The organism is Frankia nepalensis (assembly GCF_016786325.1).
In the GTDB taxonomy this organism is placed as follows: domain Bacteria; phylum Actinomycetota; class Actinomycetes; order Frankiales; family Frankiaceae; genus Pseudofrankia; species Pseudofrankia nepalensis.
Map to the genome: position 1 here is coordinate 1 of NZ_JADWYU010000218.1, position 23,297 is coordinate 23,297.

17 protein-coding genes are annotated in these 23,297 nt (G+C 70.6%); 11 read left to right on the forward strand and 6 right to left on the reverse strand.

What is annotated here, in order from left to right; translation table 11 throughout:
- From I6A81_RS34300 to I6A81_RS34315, 4 genes are all read right to left on the reverse strand, one after another.
- Positions 1-907 (reverse strand): TIGR03619 family F420-dependent LLM class oxidoreductase (locus tag I6A81_RS34300; RefSeq protein WP_203010411.1); only part of this gene is annotated, 907 nt, incomplete at its 3' end.
- Positions 908-1,043: 136 nt separating this feature from the next.
- A complete protein-coding gene (locus tag I6A81_RS34305) occupies positions 1,044-1,802 on the reverse strand; it encodes an ATP-binding cassette domain-containing protein (protein ID WP_203000421.1) in 759 nt (252 codons plus the stop codon).
- Positions 1,799-4,645, reverse strand: coding sequence for a branched-chain amino acid ABC transporter permease/ATP-binding protein (locus I6A81_RS34310; RefSeq protein WP_203000422.1), 2,847 nt, complete (start codon positions 4,643-4,645; stop codon positions 1,799-1,801). The genes I6A81_RS34305 and I6A81_RS34310 overlap by 4 nt, the downstream gene beginning before the upstream one ends.
- Before the next feature lie 83 nt (positions 4,646-4,728).
- On the reverse strand, positions 4,729-5,967 hold the full coding sequence (locus I6A81_RS34315) for an ABC transporter substrate-binding protein (protein ID WP_238428365.1): 1,239 nt from the start codon (positions 5,965-5,967) through the stop codon (positions 4,729-4,731).
- A gap of 624 nt (positions 5,968-6,591) precedes the next feature.
- Here I6A81_RS34315 and I6A81_RS34320 point away from each other — a divergent pair.
- The 3 genes from I6A81_RS34320 (at position 6,592) to I6A81_RS34330 (ending at position 10,852) form a co-directional block, all read left to right on the forward strand.
- Positions 6,592-7,797: an amidohydrolase family protein gene (locus I6A81_RS34320; protein WP_203000424.1), complete on the forward strand. Its 1,206-nt coding sequence runs from the start codon at positions 6,592-6,594 to the stop codon at positions 7,795-7,797.
- Positions 7,798-8,169: 372 nt separating this feature from the next.
- Positions 8,170-9,606: an aldehyde dehydrogenase family protein gene (locus I6A81_RS34325; RefSeq protein WP_203000425.1), complete on the forward strand. Its 1,437-nt coding sequence runs from the start codon at positions 8,170-8,172 to the stop codon at positions 9,604-9,606.
- Between the two features lie 31 nt (positions 9,607-9,637).
- On the forward strand, positions 9,638-10,852 hold the full coding sequence (locus I6A81_RS34330; RefSeq protein WP_203000426.1) for a CaiB/BaiF CoA transferase family protein: 1,215 nt from the start codon (positions 9,638-9,640) through the stop codon (positions 10,850-10,852).
- Between the two features lie 212 nt (positions 10,853-11,064).
- Here the strand turns inward: I6A81_RS34330 and I6A81_RS34335 are convergent, their stop codons facing one another.
- Entirely contained in the window at positions 11,065-11,796 is a 732-nt protein-coding gene (locus I6A81_RS34335) for an enoyl-CoA hydratase/isomerase family protein (protein ID WP_203000427.1), read from the reverse strand.
- 322 nt (positions 11,797-12,118) lie between these two features.
- Between I6A81_RS34335 and I6A81_RS34340 the strand changes: the two genes are divergently transcribed.
- From I6A81_RS34340 to I6A81_RS34370, 7 genes are all read left to right on the forward strand, one after another.
- Entirely contained in the window at positions 12,119-13,690 is a 1,572-nt protein-coding gene (locus I6A81_RS34340) for an AMP-binding protein (protein ID WP_203000451.1), read from the forward strand.
- A gap of 29 nt (positions 13,691-13,719) precedes the next feature.
- On the forward strand, positions 13,720-14,895 hold the full coding sequence (locus I6A81_RS34345) for an amidohydrolase family protein (RefSeq protein ID WP_203000429.1): 1,176 nt from the start codon (positions 13,720-13,722) through the stop codon (positions 14,893-14,895).
- Positions 14,896-15,078: 183 nt separating this feature from the next.
- Positions 15,079-16,539, forward strand: a complete 1,461-nt coding sequence (locus I6A81_RS34350; RefSeq protein WP_203000453.1) for a FadD3 family acyl-CoA ligase — start codon at positions 15,079-15,081, stop codon at positions 16,537-16,539.
- Positions 16,540-16,619: 80 nt separating this feature from the next.
- On the forward strand, positions 16,620-18,185 hold the full coding sequence (locus I6A81_RS34355) for a methylmalonyl-CoA mutase family protein (protein ID WP_203000454.1): 1,566 nt from the start codon (positions 16,620-16,622) through the stop codon (positions 18,183-18,185).
- Positions 18,185-18,595, forward strand: a complete 411-nt coding sequence (locus tag I6A81_RS34360) for a cobalamin B12-binding domain-containing protein (protein WP_203000431.1) — start codon at positions 18,185-18,187, stop codon at positions 18,593-18,595. The genes I6A81_RS34355 and I6A81_RS34360 overlap by 1 nt, the downstream gene beginning before the upstream one ends.
- Before the next feature lie 47 nt (positions 18,596-18,642).
- Positions 18,643-19,602, forward strand: coding sequence for an LLM class F420-dependent oxidoreductase (locus I6A81_RS34365; protein WP_203000455.1), 960 nt, complete (start codon positions 18,643-18,645; stop codon positions 19,600-19,602).
- Positions 19,599-20,654: a CaiB/BaiF CoA transferase family protein gene (locus I6A81_RS34370; RefSeq protein WP_203000433.1), complete on the forward strand. Its 1,056-nt coding sequence runs from the start codon at positions 19,599-19,601 to the stop codon at positions 20,652-20,654. Before I6A81_RS34365 ends, I6A81_RS34370 begins: the two co-directional genes overlap by 4 nt.
- Positions 20,655-20,671: 17 nt before the next feature.
- Here I6A81_RS34370 and I6A81_RS34375 read toward each other — a convergent pair whose 3' ends face one another.
- Positions 20,672-21,679: a ferredoxin--NADP reductase gene (locus I6A81_RS34375; protein ID WP_203000435.1), complete on the reverse strand. Its 1,008-nt coding sequence runs from the start codon at positions 21,677-21,679 to the stop codon at positions 20,672-20,674.
- 75 nt (positions 21,680-21,754) lie between these two features.
- On the opposite strand from I6A81_RS34375, the gene I6A81_RS34380 reads away from it, so the two are divergent.
- Entirely contained in the window at positions 21,755-23,197 is a 1,443-nt protein-coding gene (locus I6A81_RS34380) for a class I adenylate-forming enzyme family protein (protein WP_203000437.1), read from the forward strand.
- Positions 23,198-23,297 lie beyond the last annotated feature (100 nt).

Genomic DNA, 23,297 nt, shown 5'->3' on the forward strand with positions numbered 1-23,297 from the left:
GCATGATCTCCTCGGCCACCCACTGGGTGTAGTCGTAGTACTCGTCGAGGCTGGCGAGCGGGGGGATCGGGACCGAGCTCATCGTGACGCCGAGGTCCTTGAACCAGCCGAGGCGGTCGACGATCTCCTGCCGGGGCATGCCGGGGCGGGCGTGCGGGTCGTCCTGGACGGCGTGGCCCTCGCCCACGCGCGCGGTGCCGAGGCCGTAGAAGACCTCGGTGAGCCGGCCGTCGTAGTCCGGCTGGGACCTGATGTAGTCGATCTTCGCGGGGATGTCCTCGGGTTTGGTGAGGAAGGGCCACCAGCCGGAGGCGTACCGCGCGACCCGCCGCAGCACCGGGTCCGCGTCGCCGCCGAACCAGACCGGCGGGTGCGGCTTCTGGACGGGCTTCGGCTCGAAGGCCACGTCCTTGAAGGAGACGTAGGTGCCCTCGAACGAGGGCTCGTCGGCGGTCCAGAGCTCGAGGATCGCCTGGATGTACTCCTCGGCCCGGGCCCCGCGCTCGTGGAAGGGCACCCCGAGGAGCCTGAACTCCTCCTCCAGCCAGCCGACCGCGAAGGTGACGGTGACCCGGCCGCTGGACAGCCAGTCGATGGTGGACAGCGCCTTGGCGGTGACGACCGGGTGCTGCAGCGGCAGGATCGCGATGCAGGAGTTGACTCGGATCGTCTCGGTCGCGCCCGCCCAGTACGCCATGGCCGGGTAGGCGCTGAAGTAGTGCGGGCCCGAGAGGTCGACGTGCGCCTTCGGGATGATGTGATGCTCCGGTACGGCGATCATCGCGTAGCCGAGCCGCTCGGCCCACCTGGCCAGGCGCGTCTGGTCCGCGCCGGTCACGGCGGCCTCCCACGGCTGGCCGGTGGCCTTCAGCCGCAGCAGGTGCGGCATCGGAAACGCCAGTTTCATGATCTCCCCTTCCGGGCGCGCCGGCGAGCCGGCACAAAAAACGCGGCGCCGGGCCGCGAGCAGCCCGGCGCCGCGTCCTGGTCAGGTCGGCCCTGGCCAGGGGTTCGGAGCGGTGAAGGAATCTCGTGCTATCCGGTCAGCCGGCCTTGTCCTCGGGAGCGTCGAAGTACAGGTTCTCCAGCCGTTCGACCTGGCCGGCGAGCTCGCCCGCCGGCCCGGCGAGGACGACCCGGCCGCGGGAGAGCACGAGCCCGTCGTCGGCCGCGTCGAGGGCGAGCTTGGCGTACTGCTCGACGAGCACGACGGAGCAGCCGTGGTCTCTGGCGATCTTCCCGACGGTCTCGAAGAGCTGCTCCACGATGAGCGGAGCCAGCCCGAGGGACATCTCGTCGACCAGCAGCACCTTGGGCTGCTGGATGAGAGCGCGCGCCATCGCGAGCATCTGCTGCTCGCCGCCGGACAGCGCGCCGGCAGCCAGATCCCACCGCCGCTCGAGCGCGGGGAAGGTCTCGAGCAGCTCGCGCGGCTTCGGCCCGCCCCGCTTGGCCGCGACCTTCAGGTTGTCCTCGACGGACATCCCGACGAACAGGCAGCGGTTGTCGGGGACGAGGACGAGGCCCGCCCGGCTCGCGAGCGCGGGCCGCCCGCCGCGCAGCCTGGCGCCGTCGACGAGGACGTTGCCGCCCTTCGACGGCAGCAGGCCCGCGAGGGTGAGCAGCAGCGTCGTCTTGCCCGCGCCGTTCGGCCCGAGCACCGCGAGCACCTTGCCGGGCGCCAGCTTCAGGTCGACGTCGCGGAACGCCAGCGCCGAGCCCCGCCCGCCGGAGAGCTTGACGCACTCGAGCCGCGCGGTCGTGGTGGTCGTGGGATTCGTCGTCTCGACCGTCGCGGTCATGTCGTCACCGCCGGGGTGTCCTGGGCCGACTCCGTCAGGGTCGCCGAGCCGTTGGCGGTCGTGCCGTTGGCGGCCACCGCCCCGGCGGCCACCGCGGCGTCGTCGCCGGTGTGGTGGGCGTTGCCGAGGTAGGCGTCGGCGACCTCCCGGTTGGCCCGGATGGAGGCCGGGTCACCCTCGGCGATGAGCTTGCCGAACTCCAGCACGTAGATGTGGTCGCAGATGCCGAGCACCAGCGCCACGTCGTGGTCGACCAGGAGCACGCCCGTGCCGGTCGCCGCGATGCCGCGGATGCGCTCGCCGAGCCAGGCCGACTCGGTGCTGTCCAGGCCGGCGGCCGGCTCGTCGAGGAGCAGGATGCCGGGGTTGTTCGCGCAGGCACGCGCGATGGACACGAGCTGGCGCTCGCCCTGGCTGAGCTCGCCCGCGCGCCGGTGCGCCCGGTCGGTGATGCCGGTGAGCTCGAGGGCCTCGTGCAGACGCCGGTGGCGTTCGGCGCCGCGGACGGTCGCGAGCGCGGCGGAGACGTTCTCCTCGACCGTCAGCTCCTCGTAGAGCTCGAGGGACTGGAACGTGCGGGCGAGGCCGCGGTGGACCCTGGCGTGCGGGGGGAGGCCGTCGAGCCGTGTCCCGCCGTAGGCGACCTCGCCGGTGGCGCGGGCGAAGCCGGTGATGGCGTCCAGCGCGCTGGTCTTGCCGGCGCCGTTCGGCCCGATGAGACCGACGATCTTGCCGGGTTCGACGCGCAGCGCGACATCGTTGACCGCGACCACGCCGCCGTAGCGCACCGAGAGCCCGGAGACCTCCAGGGCGGCGGTCCGCCCGGTGGCCGCGGCCGGGGCGGGCCTGTCGCTCGTCCCGCCGGCGGCCGGGGCCTGGGCGGGCACCGGGACCTTCTTCGGACGGCGTTTCTCGATGACGCTGTTTATCTTGTCCGCCAGTTTGTGGCCGTCGCTGGCGATGCCCTCGGGCTTGGTGATGATCGTGAGGAGCAGGAGCAGGCCTGTGATGACCTGGAACCAGCCGCCCTGCACGACCCAGCGGTCGATGGCGTAGAAGAGGAAGCCGGTGGCGGCCATCAGGCCGGCGTTGAGACCGCCCCAGACCGACGTCACACCGGCCAGGTAGGCGACTGTCAGCAGCGCGAGGCCGCCGATGGCGGTGAACGAGTCGAAGGTGACGACGCCGCGCCGGTAGGCCAGCATGCTGCCGCCCAGGCCCGCGATGAACGAGGCCAGCGCGAAGCTGATGACCTTGATCTTCACCACGTTGATGCCGATGCCCGCGGCGGACTGCTCGTTGGCGCGCACCGCGAGCATCGCGGAGCCGAGCGCGCTCATCCGCAGCTTGGCGACACCCCAGGCGACCGCCACCAGCACGACCAGCACCATCAGGCCGAACTCGATCCGCGGGAAGGCATGGCCCGTGCCGATGGACAGGTCCAGGCCGAACAGCTTCGGCTGGGTGACCCGGGCGCCCTCGGTGCTGACGATCTGGGTGTTGCGGAACCAGACCGCCTCGATGGCGTAGGCGAGCGCCAGTGTGACGATGCCCAGGGTCAGGCCGCGTAGTCGCAGCGCTGGCAGGCCGATGAGCACGCCCAGCACGGTCGCCCCCAGCGCCGCGACGATCGGCGCGAGCGGGAACGGGATGTTCCAGCTCTCGGTGACGAACGACAGCAGGAAGGCGCCGGCGCCGGCGAGCGCCAGCTGGGCGAGCGACACCTGGCCGGCGTAACCGGTGACGACCACCAGCGACAGGCCGATGATCGCGGCGATGAACGTACCGATCACGGCCGAGCGCATGGTGCCCGTGGTGGCCACCAGCGCGATGACGCCGATCGCGGTGCCCAGCACCGTCGGCATCGTCAGCCGGCGGGCGCGGGGCGCCTGCCCCAGCGACTGGCGCATCAGACCACCCCGGACCGGCATCGCCCGCCCGGTCACCAGCAGCGCGATGATGATCACGATGAGCGGCACCAGCTCGGCCGAGCCGGTCCGCGGCAGCCAGCTGTGCTCCGCGGCCAGCGAGAGCGCCTCGGCCTGCAGCATGCCGATCGCCAGACCCGCGGCCACCGCCGGGACGAGGTTCTGGAAGCCGCCGACCACGGCCGCGGCGAGCGCCGGGACGACGAACAGCGTGTAGGTGGTCGGGGCGAGCGGGCTGACCGGCGCGATCAGGATGCCGGCCGCGCCGGCGACGGCGCAGCTGATCATCCAGTTACTCAGGGCCACCCGGTTGGCGGACACGCCGCTGACGTAGGCGCCGGTCTGCGAGGAGGCGGTCGCCCGGGTCAGCAGGCCGAACCGGGTGAACCGGAAGATCGCGGTGAGGACCAGGGTCAGGACGATCACCGAGACCGCCAGGTAGAAGCGGTCGGACAGCACGACCAGGTCCCCGGCCGTCCAGCGCTCGTCCGGGAAGATCGCCTCGACGCTCACCGGCGCGACGCCGACGCGCATCACCATGACCTGCTGGATGACGATCAGCACGGCCAGCGAGGCGACCGCCTTGGCCAGCGGCGGAGCGTCCAGCAGCTGGCGGAACACCGCGACGTACAGCAATGCGCCCAGCAGAGCGCCGATCAACAGGGCTATCAGCGCTGCCGGCAGGAACGGCAGGCTGTCAGTGCCAAGACCCACCGTCCGCGGTAAACCGGGGATCGGCACGAGCAGCTCGCCGTTGCGCAGGTCGGCGTAGGTATAGGCGACGTAGAGCGCGATCGCTCCGGTCGCGAAGTTGATCACCCCCGAGCTGCGGTAGGTCAGCACGAGCGCCAGCGCCAGCGCGGCGAAGACCGCGCCGTTGCCCAGCCCGAGCAGTAGCGAACCGATATGACTCATGTCGTCTCCCGACGTCCTCCCAGTCAGGACCGCGTCGCCGCGGTGGTGGCCGGACCGGCCGGATCGGCCGATCCGGCCGGCCTTCAGTCCTCGATCGGGGACTGACCGAGGGGCTTGTAGGTGGTGGGCATGCCCTTGCCGTCCAGAAGCGTGGTCAGCCCGCCGCGCACGCACACGGCCGGCAGCTTCGGGTTGGCCTTGCCGTTGCAGCGGAACTGGACCCCGCCGGCGCCTGGCAGGTCCTTCTCCGGCATCTTCTTGACCGCTGCCGTGATGCCGGTCGGCGTGAGGTCGCTCGGCGAGATGCCCTCGACGGCTTCCCGGAGGCTCGCCATCGACGTGAACATGCCGATCGCGACGCCGCTGCCGAGGTCGATGTCCTTGCCGTAGGTGGTGGCCACGGCGGAGAACAGTTTGTAGGACGGGTCATCGGTCCCGAGCGGGGCCTGGGCGCCGATGGTCATGTCCTTCAGGAAGCTGCCCGGCACCGCGGTCCTGGTCGCGTCCCCCAGGCACTGGGTGATGCTCGCGGTCAGGCCGGAGTAGCCGACCGAGTTCAGCGCGTTGAAGGCCGCGGTGCAGAAGGTCTCGCCGCCGACGACGAAGACGACGCCGGTCCCGTCCGTGGCGATGCGCTGGGCCTGGGGGGTCATGTCGGCCTGGTCGGGCGGGATGGCGACCAACTGGAGCTCGATGCCGGCGGCGTCGTAGAGGGGTGGCGCCTGGTTCTCGTAGATGCCGACGGCGGCGGGAATGTTGATCACCATCGCGGTGACCTTCTTGGCCTTGTTCTCCTGCGCCAGCCCGAGGGGCATGCCGACCACCGCGAAGATCGGGTCGCCCAGGACGAAGGTGTTCTCGGGATCGCCGAGCAGCTTCTCGGCGCTCACACCGTAGAAGAACGTCGGGATGTCGGCGTCGTGCAGCGGCTGCCAGGCCGCCTCCGGGAAGGCGGGGCCGCCGAACACCACCGCGGCCACGTCCTCCTCGACCATGCGGTTGCCGCAGTCGGTCGACTTCGACGGGTCACCGAGGCTTTCGCACTTCACCAGCTGGATCGGCCGCCCGCCCAGCCCGCCGCGCCGCTCGTTGATCCACTTCGCCGTGGCGTCGGCGACCCGGCCCTCGACCGAGGTGTCGCTTGCCGGGTACTTGCCGTCCGAGATCATGCCGATCTTGACGGGTTCTCCCCGCGCCGGGTTCGCCGACCCGAGGAGGTCGACGGCGGCCGGGGACGACGCCGCGGGCGTCGGGGCGTCGCTGTCGCCGTCACCGCCGCAGGCCGCGGTCAGCAGGGCGACGACGGCTAAGGGGACGGCCAAGCGGGCCTTGAACCGGCCTCTTAGCCGCGCGGGGACCGACGCGGTACCAAGGCGCCTGGTGCGCTGCATGTCAGTCCCATCTCCCGCGTGTGGATCCCGGCGTTGTCTGGGCGAGCGTGCGTCGTGCTGTCGGTCCGAGCAAGCGATGGTGATTCGTTACGTGGCGGGCGTCACAGGCCTTAGTGAATACACGCTTTCGACGTTGACGTCAACAAAAAGACGGGGCCCGGCGGCGGGGCGTTGTGGGGTCCGGCGGGGAGGGCCGGCCGTCTGAGCTGGTCGTCGCCAGCCCGGATGATCTCGATATTATCGAGTGAGCGTTCACATAGTAAGTTGAATGGTTTCCGGGCGTAGCGGTGGGTGCCCAACGCTCCCACCTGGCCTGAACGGAGGGGCCCCCGGCCCTCGGTCGGCCGCGTCACGTAGCGGCCGTGCGCCACCGGGTGACCGCGAGCGGTGGCCGCGCGCCAGCCTGGCCGTCAGCCCGGACCGGCCGGACGGATCATGGACGCGGTGACCATCGCCACTCATGATGTCCCCGGGCGCCCGCCCCGAGCATCCGCCCGTCAGGTGCATTATGAATTAACTTGGACGAGCGGTAGCCAGAGAGCAGCAGGAGGCACGATGACCGCCCCCGACATCCCGGTGTTCGACGCCGACAACCACCTGTACGAGACCACGGACGCGTTCACCAAGTACCTGCCGGCCAGGTACAAGAAGGCGATCGACTACGTCGACGTGCACGGCCGCACGAAGATCGTGGTGCGCGGGACGATCAGCGAGTACATCCCGAACCCGACCTTCGAGGTGGTCGCCCGCCCGGGCGCGCAGGAGGAGTACTACCGCAAGGGCAACCCGGACGGTAAGTCCCGCCGGGAGATCTTCGGCAAGCCGGTGAAGAGCATCCCGGCCTGGCGGGAGCCGGCCTCGCGGCTGAAGCTGATGGACGAGGAGCAGGGCCTCGCCCGCACCCTGATGTTCCCGACGCTGGCCAGCCTGCTCGAGGAGCGGATGAAGGACGACCCGAAGCTGACCCACGCCGCGATCCACGCGCTCAACGAGTGGCTGTACGAGACGTGGCAGTTCAACTACAACGGGCTCGACCGCATCTTCACCACCCCGGTGATCACCCTGCCGATCGTCGACGAGGCGATCAAGGAGCTGGAGTGGGTCCTGGAGCGGGGCGCCAAGGCGATCCTGGTCCGGCCGGCGCCGGTGCCCGGCTACGAGGGGCCACGCTCGTTCGCGCTGCCGGAGTTCGACCCGTTCTGGGCGCGGGTCCAGGAGGCCGACATCCTCGTCGCCCTGCACTCGTCCGACTCGGGCTACTCGCGGTTCACCGGCGAGTGGAGCGGGTCCGCCACCGAGCACCTGCCGTTCCAGCCGAACGCCTTCCGGATGCTGCACTCGTGGCGGCCGATCGAGGACGCTGTGGCGTCGCTGGTCATCCACGGCGCCGTGACGCGCTTCCCCCGGCTGAAGATCGCCGTGGTCGAGAACGGCGCCTCCTGGGTCGGGCCGCTGATCAAGACTCTCAAGGATCTTTACAAGAAGATGCCGCAGGACTTCCTCGAGAACCCGGTCGAGGGCCTGCGCCGCAACATCTACATCAGCCCGTTCTGGGAGGAGAACTTCGCGAATCTCGCCGAGCTGCTCGGTGAGGACCACGTGCTGTTCGGCTCCGACTACCCGCATCCGGAGGGCCTGGCCAACCCGGTCAGCTACATCGACGACCTCAAGGGCCAGCCGGAGCCGTTCGTTCGCAAGGTCATGGGTGAGAACCTGGCCAAGCTGATGAACGTCCCGGCCGCGCTGCCCGTCACGGTCTGAGGCCTTCGGAGGCGCGAGGCCTTCCGGGACGCGACGAAGAGCGGCGCGACGAAGAACACCGTCGCGCCTCCTTCGTCCGCCGGTCGCGACCGGCGGCTGACGCCCGGCCGGCCGGTCCCCGCCGCGCGTCTCTCGCGGGGCTGGGGCCGGCCGCCGTGGGCGCGGGCCACGCGCGCGTTACCTGGGAGGTCAGCGGGTTCGCGGCGGCGCCGGAAGGTTGATTCGCGGTAAGCGAGAATGTAGCTTCCACTTCGTGCGATGGGGGCTTCAGCTCCGCCGCCGTGGCCACCGGGTGCCGATGACTGGCCTTTGCCGGCCCGGTCGGTAATGGTGACACCAAGGGTGAACAGGTACGAGGGCTAGGGAGCGGCCTTGAAGGGCTTACTGATCGACGGGCAGCTGGTTGAGGCCCCGCGGACGACGGTGTCACTGAACCCGACGACCGGTGAGGTCATCGACGAGGCGCCGGACGCCACCGTCGAGCAGGCGGAGGCCGCCGTCAAGGCGGCCCGGCGCGCGTTCGACACCACCGACTGGTCGACGAACGTCGAGTTCCGGATCCGGTGCATGAACCAGCTGTACGAGGCGCTGGTCAAGCACCGTGAGGAGCTGCGCGAGCTGACGATCGCTGAGGTCGGGCACCCGCGGGTCATGACCTACGGCGCCGCGCTGGACGTCCCGATCGAGATCGTGAAGTACTACACGGAGCTGGCCGCCGGCTACTCGTTCACCGAGGACCTGCCGGAGACCGAGTCCCACGGCATGCGGCACCGCCGCTGGGTCGAGAAGGAGGCCGCGGGGGTCGTCTCCGCGATCATCCCCTACAACTACCCGACGCAGATCGCGCTGGCCAAGGTCGCCCCGGCGCTCGCCGCCGGCTGCACGGTCATCCTCAAGGGCGCGCCGGACACGCCGTTGGTGACGCTCGCCCTTGGCGAGATCATCGCGAACGAGACCGACATCCCGGCGGGTGTGGTCAACGTCATCACCTCGCCCTCGGTCGAGGTCGCCGAGGTGCTGACCAGCCACCCGGACGTTGACATGATCACCTTCACCGGGTCCACTCCGGTCGGCCGGCGGATCATGGAGGTCGCGAGCAAGACCGTCAAGAAGGTCTTCCTCGAGCTCGGCGGCAAGTCCGCGCTGATCATGCTGGACGACGCGGACGCGGGCATGGTGGCGCTGGTCGCGACCATGACGATCTGCTCGCATGCCGGCCAGGGCTGCGCGGTCACCTCCCGGCTGCTGGTACCCCGGGAGCGCCAGGACGAGGTCGTCGAGGCGATCAAGGGCGTGCTCGCCAACATCAAGGTGGGCAACCCGGCCGACGAGGACACCTACGTCGGCCCGCTGGTCAGCGCCAAGCAGCGTGAGAAGGTCGACGCGATGGTCAAGCGGGCCGTCGAGGCCGGCGCGACGCTGGCGATCGGCGGGGAGAAGATCGACCCGGGCTTCTTCTACACCCCGACGATCCTGACGAACGTCGACCCCGACAGCGAGATCGCCCAGGACGAGGTCTTCGGCCCGGTGCTCGCCGTCATCGCCTACGAAGGTGACGACGAGGCCGTCGAGATCGCGAACAACTCGATCTTCGGCCTGTCCGGCTCGGTCATCGGCGCCGACGACGACCGGGCGATCGCGGTCGCCCGGCGGATCCGGAGCGGGACCATCAGCGTCAACGGCGGCAACTGGTTCGCCCCCGACTCGCCGTTCGGCGGCTACAAGCAGTCCGGCATCGGCCGCGAGATGGGCGTGGTCGGGATGGAGGAGTTCCTCGAGCGCAAGACGCTGGCGGTGCTCGTCAGGTGAGCGCGGCAAAACCGACCAAGGGACATAGCCGATGAGCAGCCGGCCACTGGAGGGCGTTCGCGTCCTCGAGGTCGCGATGTACGGTTTCGTGCCGTCGTGCGGCGCGGTGCTGACCGAGTGGGGCGCGGAGGTCATCAAGATCGAGCACGCGGTCTCGGGTGACCCGCAGCGTGGCCTCGTGCAGATCGGCAGGATGAAGGTCGACGGTTCGGGCCCCAACCCGAACATCTGGCATGGCAACCGCGGCAAGAAGAGCGTTGGCCTCGACCTCGCCAACCCGGCGGGCAGTGAGGTTCTGCTTGAGCTGGCGCGCCGGTCGGACGTCTTCCTGACCAGCTTCCTGCCGAAGGTGCGCACGAAGCTGGGCATCGACGTCGACGACATCCGCGCCGTCAACCCGAAGATCGTCTACGCGCGCGGCAGCGCGCTCGGGCCGCGTGGCGTGGAGTCCACCAAGGGTGGCTTCGACATGACGGCCTTCTGGTCGCGCGGCTCGTCCGCGGCGAGCCTCACCCCGCCGGGCACGGAGGGCGTGATGAACCCGCCGGGGCCGGCGTACGGCGACACGATCTCCGGCACGAACCTCGCCGGCGGCATCGCCGCGGCGCTGTTCCGGCGGGAGCGGACCGGTGAGCCTTCCATCGTCGACGTCTCGCTGCTGGGCAGCGGGGTGTGGTCGATGGGGCACGGGATCGCGCTGTCGAACTTCGTCGGCATGCCCTTCGAAGGCGTCACGCCCGGGGAGCACGGCGCGCCGACGAACCCGCTGTCCGGCCTCTACAAGACCAAGGACGGCCGCTACATCTCGCTGGTGATGCTGCAGCCGACCCGGTTCTGGGCCGACGTCTGCCGGCACGTCGACCTGCCGGAACTGGCCGACGACCCCCGGTTCGCCACGGCCGAGTCGATCGCGGCGAACACTCCGGAGGGCGTCCGGCTGCTGCGGGAGGCGTTCGCCACCAGGACCCTGGCCGAGTGGACCGAGCGGCTGGGCACCCTGTCCGGCCCGTGGGCGCCGGTGCAGGACTCGCTGCAGGTGGCGGCCGACCCGCAGGTCCGGGCGAACGAGTACATCATCGACGCGGGCGGGATGGAGCTGGTCGCGAACCCGGTCCAGTTCGACGTCACCGCGCCGGTCCCCGCGCCGGCCCCGGACTTCGCCGCCCAGACCGAGGAGGTCCTTCTCGAGCTGGGCTACGACTGGGACCGCATCATCGAGCTGAAGTCGGCCGGCGCCGTCACCTGACGCCGCCGGGCCCGAGGCTCGTCAGCACCACCGTGACCAGCGCCGCGACAGCCGGCGGCATGGTCATCAGCGTCACCGAGGAGGCCGTCCACCCGGGCGGCCTCCTCGCTGTGTCAGGAGTCGGCGCCAGCGCGGCGGCGGCGGTCCTCGGCCCGCTCCCGAGACGCCGAGGGGGCCGCCCGTCCGGGCGGCCCCCTCGGGGCGTCTGTCGGCTACTTCTTCTTGATCCGGCTCTGGACCTTCTCGACCGCGGCCCAGTGCTCGTCGGTGACCCAGAGGCGTCCGAACGCCTCGGCCGCCTCCTGAGGCGTCGTCGTGCCGGACACGATCCTCTTGATCTCGCTCGCCGGCCGGTGCGCCAGGGACCGCGCGAGCGCCCGCCAGCCGGCGTCGAACTCCTCGCGCCCCAGCACCTGGTCGACCAGGCCGAGCCGGGCCGCCTCGGCGGCGTCGACCACGGTGCCGGAGCCGGCCAGCATGAGCGCCCGGCCGCGGCCGACGATCCCGACGAGCCGCTCCGAGCCGCCCCACGCGGGCATGATCGCGAGCATCACCTGGGTGAAGCCGATCTGGATCCCTTCAGCGGCGATCCGGATGTCGGCGGCGACGGCGACCTCGGCGCCGCCACCGAGGGCGTGGCCGTTCATGGCGGCGATGACCGGGCCCGGGAAGGCGGCGATCCGGTCACACAGCCCGCGCATCCGCAGCGCCATGTCGACGGCGCCTTCCAGCGTCCGGATCGCGGCCAGCTCCTTGATGTCCCCACCGGAGATGAAGGCGCGGTCGCCGGCGCCGGTGATGGCCAGCGCGTGCGCCCCCGACTCGTCGACGGTGTCGAGCACCTTCTCCAGCTCGTCCATGGTGGCGAGCGAGATGGCGTTGCGCGCCTCCGGCCGGTTGATCGTGACAACCGCGAGGCCCGCCTCGATTTCGAGATCGATCACTGTGCCTTCTCCGCCGTTGGTATTAACGTTCTCGTTTGGCGAGAGTACCGTCTCACTGCCGGCCCGCGCGCCGGCGAAAGCCTTCCCGAGCATCACGTCACCCAGGCGCGCCCGCGCGACCGAGCGAGCCCGAGACCAGCGAGGACCCGGGCGAACCCCCCGGACAAGAGGAGGGAAGCCGGGCCGCGCGCCGGCCCCCGGCCGGCGCCGGGAGCAGGCCGCGGCCGCCGGCGGGTGCCTGGCCCGGGCGGTGTTCGCCCGGGCCGTCAGCCAATGCCCGCAGCCGAAGTCCGTCACGGAAGGAAGCCCAGTGAGCCCCGTCCTGCGAACGATTCCCGCCGAGCTGGTGAAGCGGTATGAGGCCGAAGGGTGGTGGACCCGGGAGACATTAGGCGACCTGCTGGCGGCCGGGCTCGCGGACGCGCCCGATGCCCAGTTCCGGGTGCACTCGGCGGTACGGCCGTACGAGGGGACCTATGGCGACGTGGACCGGCTGGCCCGCCGGCTGGCCGCTGGGCTGCGCGCGCGGGGAGTCCGCCCCGGTGACGTCATCGCGGCACAGCTGCCGAACTGGGTGGAGGCGGCGGCGGTCTTCTACGCGTCCTCGTTCCTCGGCACGGTCCTGGTGCCGATCGTGCACTTCTACGGCCGCAAGGAGCTCGACTACATCCTGCGCACGGTCCAGCCGAAGGTGTTCATCACCGCGGAGCGGTTCGGCCGGATGGAGCGTCACCCGGACCTGAGCGCCGGCGTGCCGATCGTCGGCGTGGTCGACCGCGACCCCGACCGACCCGGTGAAGCGGCGGACTTCGACGACCTCCTCGCCGACGAGCCGCTGGAAGGCGTGATCCAGGTCGACCCGGGCGCGCCGACGGTGATCGCGTTCACGTCCGGCACCACCCGCGACCCGAAGGGCGTGGTGCACAGCCACCAGACGCTGGTCTTCGAGACCCGCCAGCTCGGCGGGCTGCTGGCGCCGGACCGGGGCGCGCAGCTCACGGGCGCCCCGGTCGGCCACTTCATCGGGATGCTCAACGCCTTCCTGCTCCCGGTGCTGGACCGGCTGCCCATCAACCTGATCGACGTCTGGGACCCGGCGAAGGTCCTGCGGCTGCTGGCCGAGGGCCTGACCGTCGGCGGCGGCGCGACCTACTTCATCACCAGCCTGATCGATCACCCGGACTTCGTGCCGGGCAAGCACCTCGAGGGGCTGCGCTACGCCGGCCTCGGCGGCTCCTCGGTCCCGGTGGCCATCACCTCCCGGCTCACCGAGCTCGGCGTCACCGCCTACCGCTCCTACGGCAGCACCGAGCACCCGTCGATCACCGGATCGCCGTACAGCGCCCCGCTGGAGAAGCGGATCTACACCGACGGCGACCCGATGACCGGCGTCGAGATCCAGCTCGCCGAGGACGGCGAGATCCTCAGCCGCGGGCCGGACCTGTGCCTGGGCTACCTCGACCCGGAGCTGACGGCGAAGGTGTTCGACGCCGACGGCTGGTACCACACCGGCGACGTGGGAGTGCTCGACGCCGACGGGTATCTCACGATCGTGGACCGCAAGGCGGACTTCATCATCCGGGGCGGCGAGAACATCAGTGCCCTGGAGGTCGAGGAGGCGCTGCTCGGGATGCCCGCGATCGCCGAGGTCGCGGTCGTCGCCGCCCCGGACCCGCGCCTGGGCGAGCGGGCCGCCGCGGTGCTGCGCCTGCTGCCCGGGCACGAGGCGCCGACGCTCGAGGAGCTGAGGGAGTACCTGACGGGGGTGGGCCTGGCCAGGCAGAAGTGGCCAGAGGAGATCCACACCGTGCCGGACTTCCCCCGGACCGCGAGCGGCAAGATCCAGAAGGTGGTGCTCCGAGGGGACATTGCGGCGCGCCGGGCGAGAGAATAGGATTCTCGCATTCAGCAAGGAGGGATCTCATGTCGACGCGCTCGCCGTACCCGGTCTTCGACGCGGACAACCACATGTACGAGACCAAGGACGCCTTCACCAAGTTCCTCCCGAAGGAGTTCGACGGCGCGATCCGATATGTGGAGATCGACGGTCGCACCAAGATCGCCGTCCGGGGCCAGATCAGCGAGTACATCCCGAACCCCACGTTCGACGTGGTGGCGAGGCCGGGCGCGCAGGAGGACTACTTCCGGGTGGGCAACCCGGAGGGCAAGTCCTACCGTGAGATCATCGGCAAGCCGATGCGCTCGATCCCGGCCTTCCGGGAGCCGGAGGCGCGCCTCGCGCTGATGGACGAGCAGGGCCTCGACCGGACGCTGATGTTCCCGACGCTCGCGAGCCTGCTCGAGGAGCGCATGCGGGACGACCCGGAGCTGACGCACGCCGTCGTCCACGCGCTCAACGAGTGGATGCACGAGACCTGGACGTTCAACTACCAGAACCGGATCTACTCCACCCCGGTCATCACGCTGCCGATCGTCGAGAAGGCGATCGAGGAGCTGGACTGGGTCGTCGCCCGTGGCGCCCGCGCCATCCTGATCCGGCCGGCGCCGGTCCCGGGTCTCGGCGGTTCCCGCTCGTTCGGCCTGCCGGAGTTCGACCCGTTCTGGGCCAAGGCCGTCGAGTACGGCGTGCTGGTCGGCATGCACTCGTCGGACAGCGGCTACGCGCGCTACCAGAGCGACTGGGACAGCAACAAGCGCGAGTACCTGCCGTTCAAGCCGGACGTGTTCAAGATGGTCAGCCAGTGGCGCCCGATCGAGGACTCGGTCGCCGCCATGATCTGCCACGGCGCGCTGTCCCGGTTCCCCGAGCTGAAGGTCGCCGTCATCGAGAACGGCGCCTCCTGGGTGGCCCCGCTGCAGAAGTCCCTCAAGGACGCCTACAAGAAGTACCCGCAGGGCTTCGACGAGCACCCGATCGACGTCATGCGGCGCAACATCAACATCTCCCCCTTCTGGGAGGAGGACTACGCGGAGCTCGGCGAGCTGCTCGGCATCGACCGGATCCTGTTCGGCTCGGACTACCCGCACCCCGAGGGCCTCGGTGACCCGGTGACCCACGTCAGCGAGCTGAAGAACCTCAGCGAGGAAGACAAGTTCAAGGTCATGGGCGGTAACCTCGCCAAGCTGATCGACGGCTGACCGACCAGTCCGTCGACAGGCCGGGACCGGGGGCGGCGCCCCCGGTCCCGCATGGACCACGACAGGGACGTCGAGAGATCGGGGCGCCGAGATGACGAGGACGTCGAGGTGACGACAGGGAACCTCAGGGTCGCTGGGGATCTCACGATTGCCGGGAGCACCGAGAGCGCGACGTTCGCGGGGCTGCCGTGGGACACGATCCCGCGGATGGTGGCGAGCACCGCGGAGCGGTTCGGCGACGCCGAGGCGCTCGTCGACGGTGACCTGCGGCTGAGCTACGTCGAGCTGGTCGACCGGGTGCGCCGCGCCGCGGGCGCGTTCGCCGAGCTCGGCGTCGGCAAGGGCGACCGGGTCGCCGTCTGGGCGCCGAACTCCGCGGAGTGGGTCATCGCGGCGTTCGGCGTGCTGACCGCCGGCGGCGTTCTCGTACCGGTCAACACCCGGTACAAGGCGGCCGAGGCGGCGGACATCATCGTGCGCAGCGGGGCGAAGGCCGTGGTCACCCAGCCGGGCTTCCTCGGCATCGACTACGCGGTGCCGGCCGGGATCACGAACATCGACCTGAAGTCGGACTTCCTGACCAGCGGCAAGCCGTTCGAGCGGGAGGTCGCCGGCGACGACATCGCCGACCTCATCTTCACCTCCGGCACCACCGGGCGCCCCAAGGGCGTGATGATGAACCACCGGCAGACGCTGCGGCTGTACTCCGAGTGGTGCTACCAGGCCGGCCTGCGCGAGGGCGACAAGTACCTGATCGTCAACCCGTTCTTCCACACGTTCGGCTACAAGGCGGGACTGGTCGCGTCGCTGATCAAGGGGGCGACGATCTTCCCGCTGGCCGTGTTCGACGTGGACAAGGTGGGCGAGATCGTCGAGCGGGAGAAGATCACCATGCTCCCGGGCGCGCCGACCATCTACTACGGCCTGCTGGAGGCGCAGGGCCCGCATGCGGCCCCAGGCGACACGGCCAGGCGCGACCTGTCGTCGCTGCGCTGCGCGGTCACCGGCGCCGCCGACATCCCGGTGGAGCTGATCCGCCGGATGAAGGCCGAGCTGCCGTTCCAGCACATCATGACCGGTTACGGCCTCACCGAGGCCGGCACCGCCACCGCCTCCCGCCCGGGCGACTCGTTCGAGTCCATCGCGACGACCGTGGGCGCCCCCTGCGACGGCATCGAGGTGGCGGTCGCCGGCGACGGCGAGGTGCTCATCCGCGGCTACAGCGTCATGCAGGGCTACTTCGACGACCCGAAGGCCACCGAGGAGACGATCGACGCCGACGGCTGGCTGCACACCGGCGACCTGGGCACCCTCGACGACCGCGGCTATCTGAAGATCGTCGGCCGGAAGAAGGACATGTTCATCGTCGGCGGGTTCAACGCCTACCCGGCCGAGATCGAGGGCTACCTGCTGGAGCACCCCGCGGTCGCCCAGGCGGCGGTGATCGGGGTGCCCGACGACCGGATGGGCCAGGTCGGCAAGGCGTTCATCGTGCGGCGCGCGGGCGCCGAGGTGACGGCCGACGAGATCATCGCCTGGTCCAAGGAACGGATGGCCGGCTTCAAGGCACCGCGCTCCGTCGAGTTCCTGGACGCGCTTCCGTTGAACGCCACCGGCAAAGTGATGAAGGACCAGCTGCGGTGACCAGTGACACGCCGGCCAGCGGCGGGCCACCTCATCCGGCCAAGGGCGGGCCATCCGACAAGAAGGCCGAACAGCCGGTCGTGACCACGAACTCCGGCATCCCGATCAAGCCGGTCTACGGACCGGCGGATCGCCGCGAGCAGTCGCCGGATCCCGGGAAATACCCGTTCACCCGGGGCAACTTCGCCACCGGCTACCGCGGCCGGTTGTGGACGTTTCGGCAGTACTCCGGCTTCGGGACCGCCGAAGAGTCGAACGAGCGCTACAAGTACCTGCTGGGCCAGGGCGGCACCGGCCTGTCGGTCGCGCTCGACCTGCCGACCCAGTGCGGCTACGACTCCGACGACCCGGAGTTCGGCGAGGAGGTCGGCCGGGTCGGCGTCGCCCTCGACACCCTCGCCGACGCCGAGGTCCTGTTCGCCGACATCCCGCTCGACAAGATCTCGACGAGCTTCACCATCAACGGCACCGCCGCGATCCTGCTGGCGTTCTACGTCGCCGCCGCGGAGAAGGCCGGCGTGCCGCGGGCGAAGCTGACCGGCACGATCCAGAACGACATCCTCAAGGAGTACGCCTCCCGCGGGACCTGGATCTGGCCGGCGACACCTTCGCTGCGCCTGATCGCCGACACCATCGAGTTCTGCGCAGCCGAGGTGCCGAGGTTCAACGCGATCTCGGTCGCCGGCGCGCACTTCCGGGACGCCGGCGCGACCGCCGTGCAGGAGATGGCGTTCACGCTGGCCGACGGCGTCACCTACGTCGACACGGTGCTCGAACGCGGCCGGATGACGATCGAGCAGTTCGCGCCGCAGGTGTCCTTCTTCTTCTACACGCACGGCGACTTCTTCGAGGAGATCGCCAAGTACCGGGCAGGCCGGCGCCGCTGGGCGACGATCGTCAAGGAGCGCTGGGGCGCGACCTCCGACAAGGCGGCGATGTTCCGCTTCGGCTGCGTGTCGGGTGGAGCGTCGCTGTTCGCCCCGCAGGCACAGAACAACATCGTCCGGGTCGCCTACGAGGCGCTGGCCTCGGTGCTCGGCGGCGTGCAGTCGATGTTCACCGCCGCCTGGGACGAGCCGTTCGCGCTGCCCAGCGAGGAGTCGGCGACGATGGCGCTGCGCACCCAGCAGGTCCTCGCCTACGAGACCGGGGTGACCCGCACCGCGGACCCGCTCGGCGGCTCCTACTTCGTCGAGGCGCTCACCGACGAGACCGAGGCCCGGATCAAGGCGGTCATGGATGACCTCGAGCGCCGCGGCGGCATGGTCCGCGCGATCGAGGAGGGCTACCTGCAGGGCCTGATCGCCGACGAGTCCTACCGTCTGCAGCAGGAGATCGAGGACGGTACCCGGCCGATCGTCGGGGTCAACCGGTTCGTCTCCGAAGAGCCGGCGCCCGATCTCGCGACCTACGAACTGGACGCCCAGGGCCGCGACCGGCAGCTCAGGCGGCTCGCTCAGGTCAAGGCCGACCGGGACGGCGCCGCCGTCAAGGAGCGGCTCGCCGCCCTGGGCAGCGCCGCGGAGGGAGACGCCAACCTGATGCCCTATCTGATCGACTGCGCCAACGCCTACTGCACGGTCGGCGAGATGGTCGCCGCCCTCAAGGCGGTCTGGGGCGAGTTCCAGCAGCCGGTGGTGTTCTGATGACTGGCTCTCCCATCCGGGTACTGGTGGCCAAGCCGGGGCTGGACGGGCATGACCGGGGCGCGAAGATCGTGTCGCGGGCTCTGCGGGACGCCGGCTTCGAGGTGATCTTTACCGGCATCCGGCAGAAGGTCGACGACATCGTCGCGGTCGCCGTGCAGGAGGACGTCGCCCTGGTGGGCCTGTCGATCCTGTCCGGAGCCCATCTGGCGCTGACCACCCGGGTGATCGAGGGCCTGCGGGCCGCGGGCGCCGATGACATCGCCGTCGTCGTCGGCGGCACGATCCCCGGCGCCGATGTGCCGAAGCTCCAGGAGGCCGGCGCGGCGGCGGTCTTCCCGACCGGCACGCCGTTGGACGCCGTCGTGGCCGGCGTTCGCGAGGTGACCGGCGCCATCGGGGTCGCCTGACCTTCCAGGCCGTGAGCCTTGGACTTAGCTAGATGGAGGACGCAGTGGTGCGGTTCGGCGTGATGATCGGGCCCGAGCGCGGGGACTCCGCGCGCAAGGCGGCGCGGATGCTCGACGACGTGCGCTGGGCCGAGAGCGCGGGCATGGACACGGCCTGGATCCCCCAGGTGCCGACGGACTTCGACGCGCTCATCACGGTCGCCCTCATGGGCACGGTGACCGAGCGGATCGAGCTGGGCACGGCGGTCGTCCCGCTGCAGCCGCAGCACCCGATCGCGCTGGCGCGCTCGGCGATGTCGGCGCACGCCGCGACCAACGGGCGCCTCGCGCTCGGCGTCGGGCCGTCGCACCACTGGATCGTCCAGGACATGCTCGGCCTGCCCTATGAGAAGCCGGCCGCGTTCACCCGGGACTACCTGGAGGTGCTGAACGCCGCATTCGCCGGCACTGGCGGCGCCGACGTCGAGAACGCGACGTTCAAGGTGCACAACCCGCTCGGCCTCACCCCGATCGCGCCGCTGCCGGTGCTCGTCGCGGCGCTCGGCCCGGTGATGCTGCGGATCGCCGGTGAGCAGGCCGACGGCACCGTGCTGTGGCTCGCCGACGAGCGCGCCATCGGCGGGCACATCGCGCCGAGGATCAACAAGGCGGCCGAGGAGGCCGGCCGGCCGGCGCCCCGCGTCGTCGCGGGCATTCCGGTCTGCCTGTGCCGGCCGGACGAGGTCGAAGAGGCCAAGGCCCGCGCCAACCGCATCCTCGGCGAGGCCGAGGTCTCCCCGAACTACCAGCGGCTGCTCGACCAGGGTGACGCCAAGGACGTCGGCGACCTGGCCGCCGCCGGCGACGAGGAGATGATCGCCGCCCGGATCAGGCAGTTCATCGACGCCGGGGTCACCGACATCTCGGCCCGGCTGCTGCCGATCGGCGACAACCGCGACGAGCTCGTCGCCTCCAAGCGGCGGACGCGCGAGGTCTACGCACAGATCGCGGCGGACCTGCGAAGGTGACGGCCGGGCCGCTGGCGGGGATCAGGATCCTGGAGGCCGGCCACATCCTGGCCGGCCCCTATGCCTCGATGCTGCTGTCCGATCTCGGCGCCGAGGTCACGAAGATCGAGCCGCCGACCGGCGACATGTCCCGGCAGGTCAGCGATGCCTACTTCGCGAGCCTCAACCGGGGCAAGCGCAGCGTCTGCCTGGACCTGACCACGCCCGCGGGGCAGAACGGGCTGCACGAGTTGGTCGCCGGCGCGCACGCGCTCATCGTGAACCAGAAGCCGTCCGCGATCCGCAAGCTCGGCCTGACCTACGAGGCGCTGCGGCCCCACAACGAGAAGATCGTCTGTGTCGCGATCACCGGCTACGGCCTGCACGCCGGTGACGACCCCGCGTTCGACTACGTCATCCAGGCGGCCACCGGGGTGGCGGCGATGACGGGCGAGCCCGACGGCCCGCCGACGCTGCCGGGGTACTCGGCGGCGGACAACTCAGCCGGCCTGACGGCGGCCCTCGGCCTGCTCGCCCAGATCCTGTCCGGCCGGGGCGGCCAGATCGAGGTCTCGCTGCGCGACGTGATGCTCTCGCAGCTCAACTACAAGGCGTCGGCCTACCTCAACGAGGGGGACCCCCCGGTCCGACACCCGTACGGCGCGCACGCGTTCTACGTGCCGGCGCAGCTGTTCCCGACCGCCGACGGCCACCTCGCGATGTTCCTGACGCACGACCGCTACTGGCGGACGTTCGTCGCCGAGACCGCCATCGACCCGGCCGAGGTCGCCGCCTTCCCGACGATGGCCGACCGGGCGGCTCACCGCGAGGAGGTGGTGGCGGTGGTGACGAGGGCCCTGGCCGCCGACACCGCCCGCAACTGGGAGGCACGGCTGCGCCCGCTGGGCCTGCCGGTCGCGGCGGTCCGCACCCTGCCCGAGGCGTTGGCCGACGCCCCCGACGCGATCATCGAGGCTGGCGGCTTCCGCCTGATAGCCAGCCCCATCAGAATCGCCGGCCACACCCCCAGCTACCGCCCGCCCCCCACGCTCGGCCAGCACACCCCAACCTGAGCCGGCGGGGTTCCTGTCTATTCGTAGCGGACAGTGACGTTGGCGGACTTCGGGAGCCCTTGGCAGGTGAGGATGTAGCCGTCCTCGACCTCGTCGTCGGTCAGCGCCTCGTTGACGCGCATCGTGGCCTCGCCGTCGACCAGCTTGGCCATGCAGGTGGCGCAGGTGCCGGACTCGCAGGAGAACGGCGGGGTGAGGCCGCCGCGGCGAGCGCTCTCCAGGAAGGTCTCGTTGGCGCGGCGCGGCACCGAGATCTTCTTGCGGCCGAGGATGATGGTGACAGTGCCCTCGACTTCCTTGTCCTCGGCGGTCTCGGGTGCGGCGGGGCCGGCCGGGACGGCGCCGAACCGCTCGACGAACAGCTTCCCGGGCCCCGGCCAGGCCGATTCGACGAGGTCCATGAACGGCGTCGGGCCGCAGATGTAGCAGTCCGCGCCGGCGTCGTTGCCCACGAACTCCTGGATGGTGGCGGCGGTCGGGATGCCGTGCTCGGAGTCGAGGTGGCGGACCACTTCGAGCCGGCCGGGGAAGCGCTCGGCGAGCTGGGCCAGCGCGTCGTAGAAGATCGCCGAAGGCCGGTCGCGGTCGGCGCACAGGAGCCGGACTTTGCGGTTGGTGCCGGTCAGCGCGCTCTTGGCCAGTGAGATGACGGGCGTGATCCCGCTGCCGCCGCAGAACCCCAGCAGGGGGGCGTCGGTGTCGTCGCGCAGGCAGAACACGCCGTGCGGCGTGGTCATCTCGATCTCGTCGCCCTTGGCGAGATTGTCGATCATCCAGTTGGAGACCTTGCCGTCCTTCACCCGCTTGACGGTGACGGCCAGCTCGGAGTCGGTCTCGGGGGCGCTCGACATGGAGTAGGAGCGCAGCAGTTCTTCGCCGGCCAACTCCACCCGGAACGTGCAAAACTGTCCGGCCTGGTAGGTGAACGGGCCGCTGTGCGGCGCGAGCACGAAGGTCCGGGTGTCGGCCGTCTCCTCGATCACCCGGGTGACGGTCGCGCGCTGGAACATCGGAGGTCTCGGCATGGGACGGCATCCTCTGGTATTAAGGTTCTAGCCAGGCGAGAATACAGTTTCCACGGACGAGACGGGAGCCTCTCCATGGTGGTCCTCGTCTTCGAGGAACAGGTGTTCAGCCGCGCCCGGCTGGACGCGCTGACGAGCGGCTTAGCGCGCACGCTCGCCGGCCGTGGGGTCCGCCCGGGCGACCGGGTCGCGTTGATGTCCTCGACCCGGCCCGAGTTCATCATCGCCGTCCTGGCCTGCTGGCGACTGGGTGCGGCCGTGGTTCTGCTCAGCCCCGGGTGGAAGCACGGCGACGTCGCGCATGCCCTCGCCGTCAGCGAGCCCTCGCACGCCGTCGGTGACCACCCGGTGCTGGCCGAGCTGATGCCCATGCTGCACCTGGACGAACCTATCCAGCCCGCCGATCCGGTGCCGGGGGGGTATTTCACACCCGACCCGGCGGCCGACGCCGTGCTCGTGTTCAGCTCCGGCACGACCGGCCTCCCGAAAGCGGTGCGGCACACGCACGCCTCGTTCGCCGCGGCCGTCGGCCACTGGCGCGACGTGCTCGGCATGACGGCCGCCGACCGCATCCAGGTCGCGACTCCGCCGTCCCACATCCTCGGCATCCTCAACATCGTCACGGCGCTGGAGACCGGTGCCTGGATGCGGCTGCACCGCCGCTTCGATCTGGACGCGCTGCTGCGCTCGGTCCAGGACGACCGGATCACCATCGAGATGGCGGTCGCGCCGATCGCGCTCGCGATCGCGTCGCACCCCGATCTGGAGGCGTTCGACCTGTCCTCGCTGCGCTTCATCATGTGGGGCGCGACACCCGTGACGGCCAGCGTCGCCGAGACCGTCACCCGCCGGACCGGCGTAGGGTGGCTCCCCGCCTACGGCGCGAGCGAGCTGCCCGTCATCGCGTGCAACCCGATCGGCGGCGCCCGGCTCGACAGCGTCGGGAAGGCCGCCCCCGGGGTGGAGCTTCGGGTCGTCGACCTGGACACCGGCAAGCCGGTCGGCCCGGGGGAGACCGGCGAGATCCAAGGCCGTTCGCCGTCGCTGATGGCGGGCTACCTGCCCGAAGAGGCAAACGGCGAGGCCTTCGACGACGGCTGGTACCGCACCGGCGACGTCGGCAATATCGACGCCGACGGCTGGGTTCGGCTTACCGACCGCCGCAAGGAAATGATCAAAGTGCGTGGCTTCCAGGTCGCCCCGGCGGAGGTCGAGGCCGTGCTGCACGGTCATCCGGCGGTCGCCGACTGCGCCGTGTTCGGCGTGCCGGACGTCGCCGACGGCGAGGCGATCATCGCGGTGGTCACCCGCGCCGCGTCGAGCGTTGCCCGCGCCACGTCCGACGACACGCTGGCCACCGAACTGGTCAGTCTGGTCGGAGAACGGCTCGCCTCGTACAAGCGCCCGCGCCAGGTGGTCTTCGTCCCCGAGATCCCGAGGCTGGCCTCTGGCAAGGCGCTGCGCCGCGTCCTTCGGGACACGGTCCTCGCGCCCGAGGCCCCCCAGGGCGTCGAGTGAGGCCCCGCCCAGGCGCGGCAGCCAGCCGAGGCTCCGGCCGGAGCGAGCCACCAAAAACGTGGCGCCGGGACCATGCCCCGCACAGCGCGGAGGCCCCCCT

Excerpts from the sequence above, each read along its gene's own strand:
- I6A81_RS34305 (WP_203000421.1), bottom strand. The coding sequence starts at position 1,802 with ATGACCGCGACGGTCGAGACGACGAATCCCACGACCACCACGACCGCG.
- I6A81_RS34310 (WP_203000422.1), bottom strand. The coding sequence starts at position 4,645 with ATGAGTCATATCGGTTCGCTACTGCTCGGGCTGGGCAACGGCGCGGTC.
- I6A81_RS34320 (WP_203000424.1), top strand. The coding sequence starts at position 6,592 with ATGACCGCCCCCGACATCCCGGTGTTCGACGCCGACAACCACCTGTAC.
- I6A81_RS34330 (WP_203000426.1), top strand. The coding sequence starts at position 9,638 with ATGAGCAGCCGGCCACTGGAGGGCGTTCGCGTCCTCGAGGTCGCGATG.
- I6A81_RS34345 (WP_203000429.1), top strand. The coding sequence starts at position 13,720 with ATGTCGACGCGCTCGCCGTACCCGGTCTTCGACGCGGACAACCACATG.
- I6A81_RS34360 (WP_203000431.1), top strand. The coding sequence starts at position 18,185 with ATGACTGGCTCTCCCATCCGGGTACTGGTGGCCAAGCCGGGGCTGGAC.
- I6A81_RS34375 (WP_203000435.1), bottom strand. The coding sequence starts at position 21,679 with ATGCCGAGACCTCCGATGTTCCAGCGCGCGACCGTCACCCGGGTGATC.
- I6A81_RS34380 (WP_203000437.1), top strand. The coding sequence starts at position 21,755 with ATGGTGGTCCTCGTCTTCGAGGAACAGGTGTTCAGCCGCGCCCGGCTG.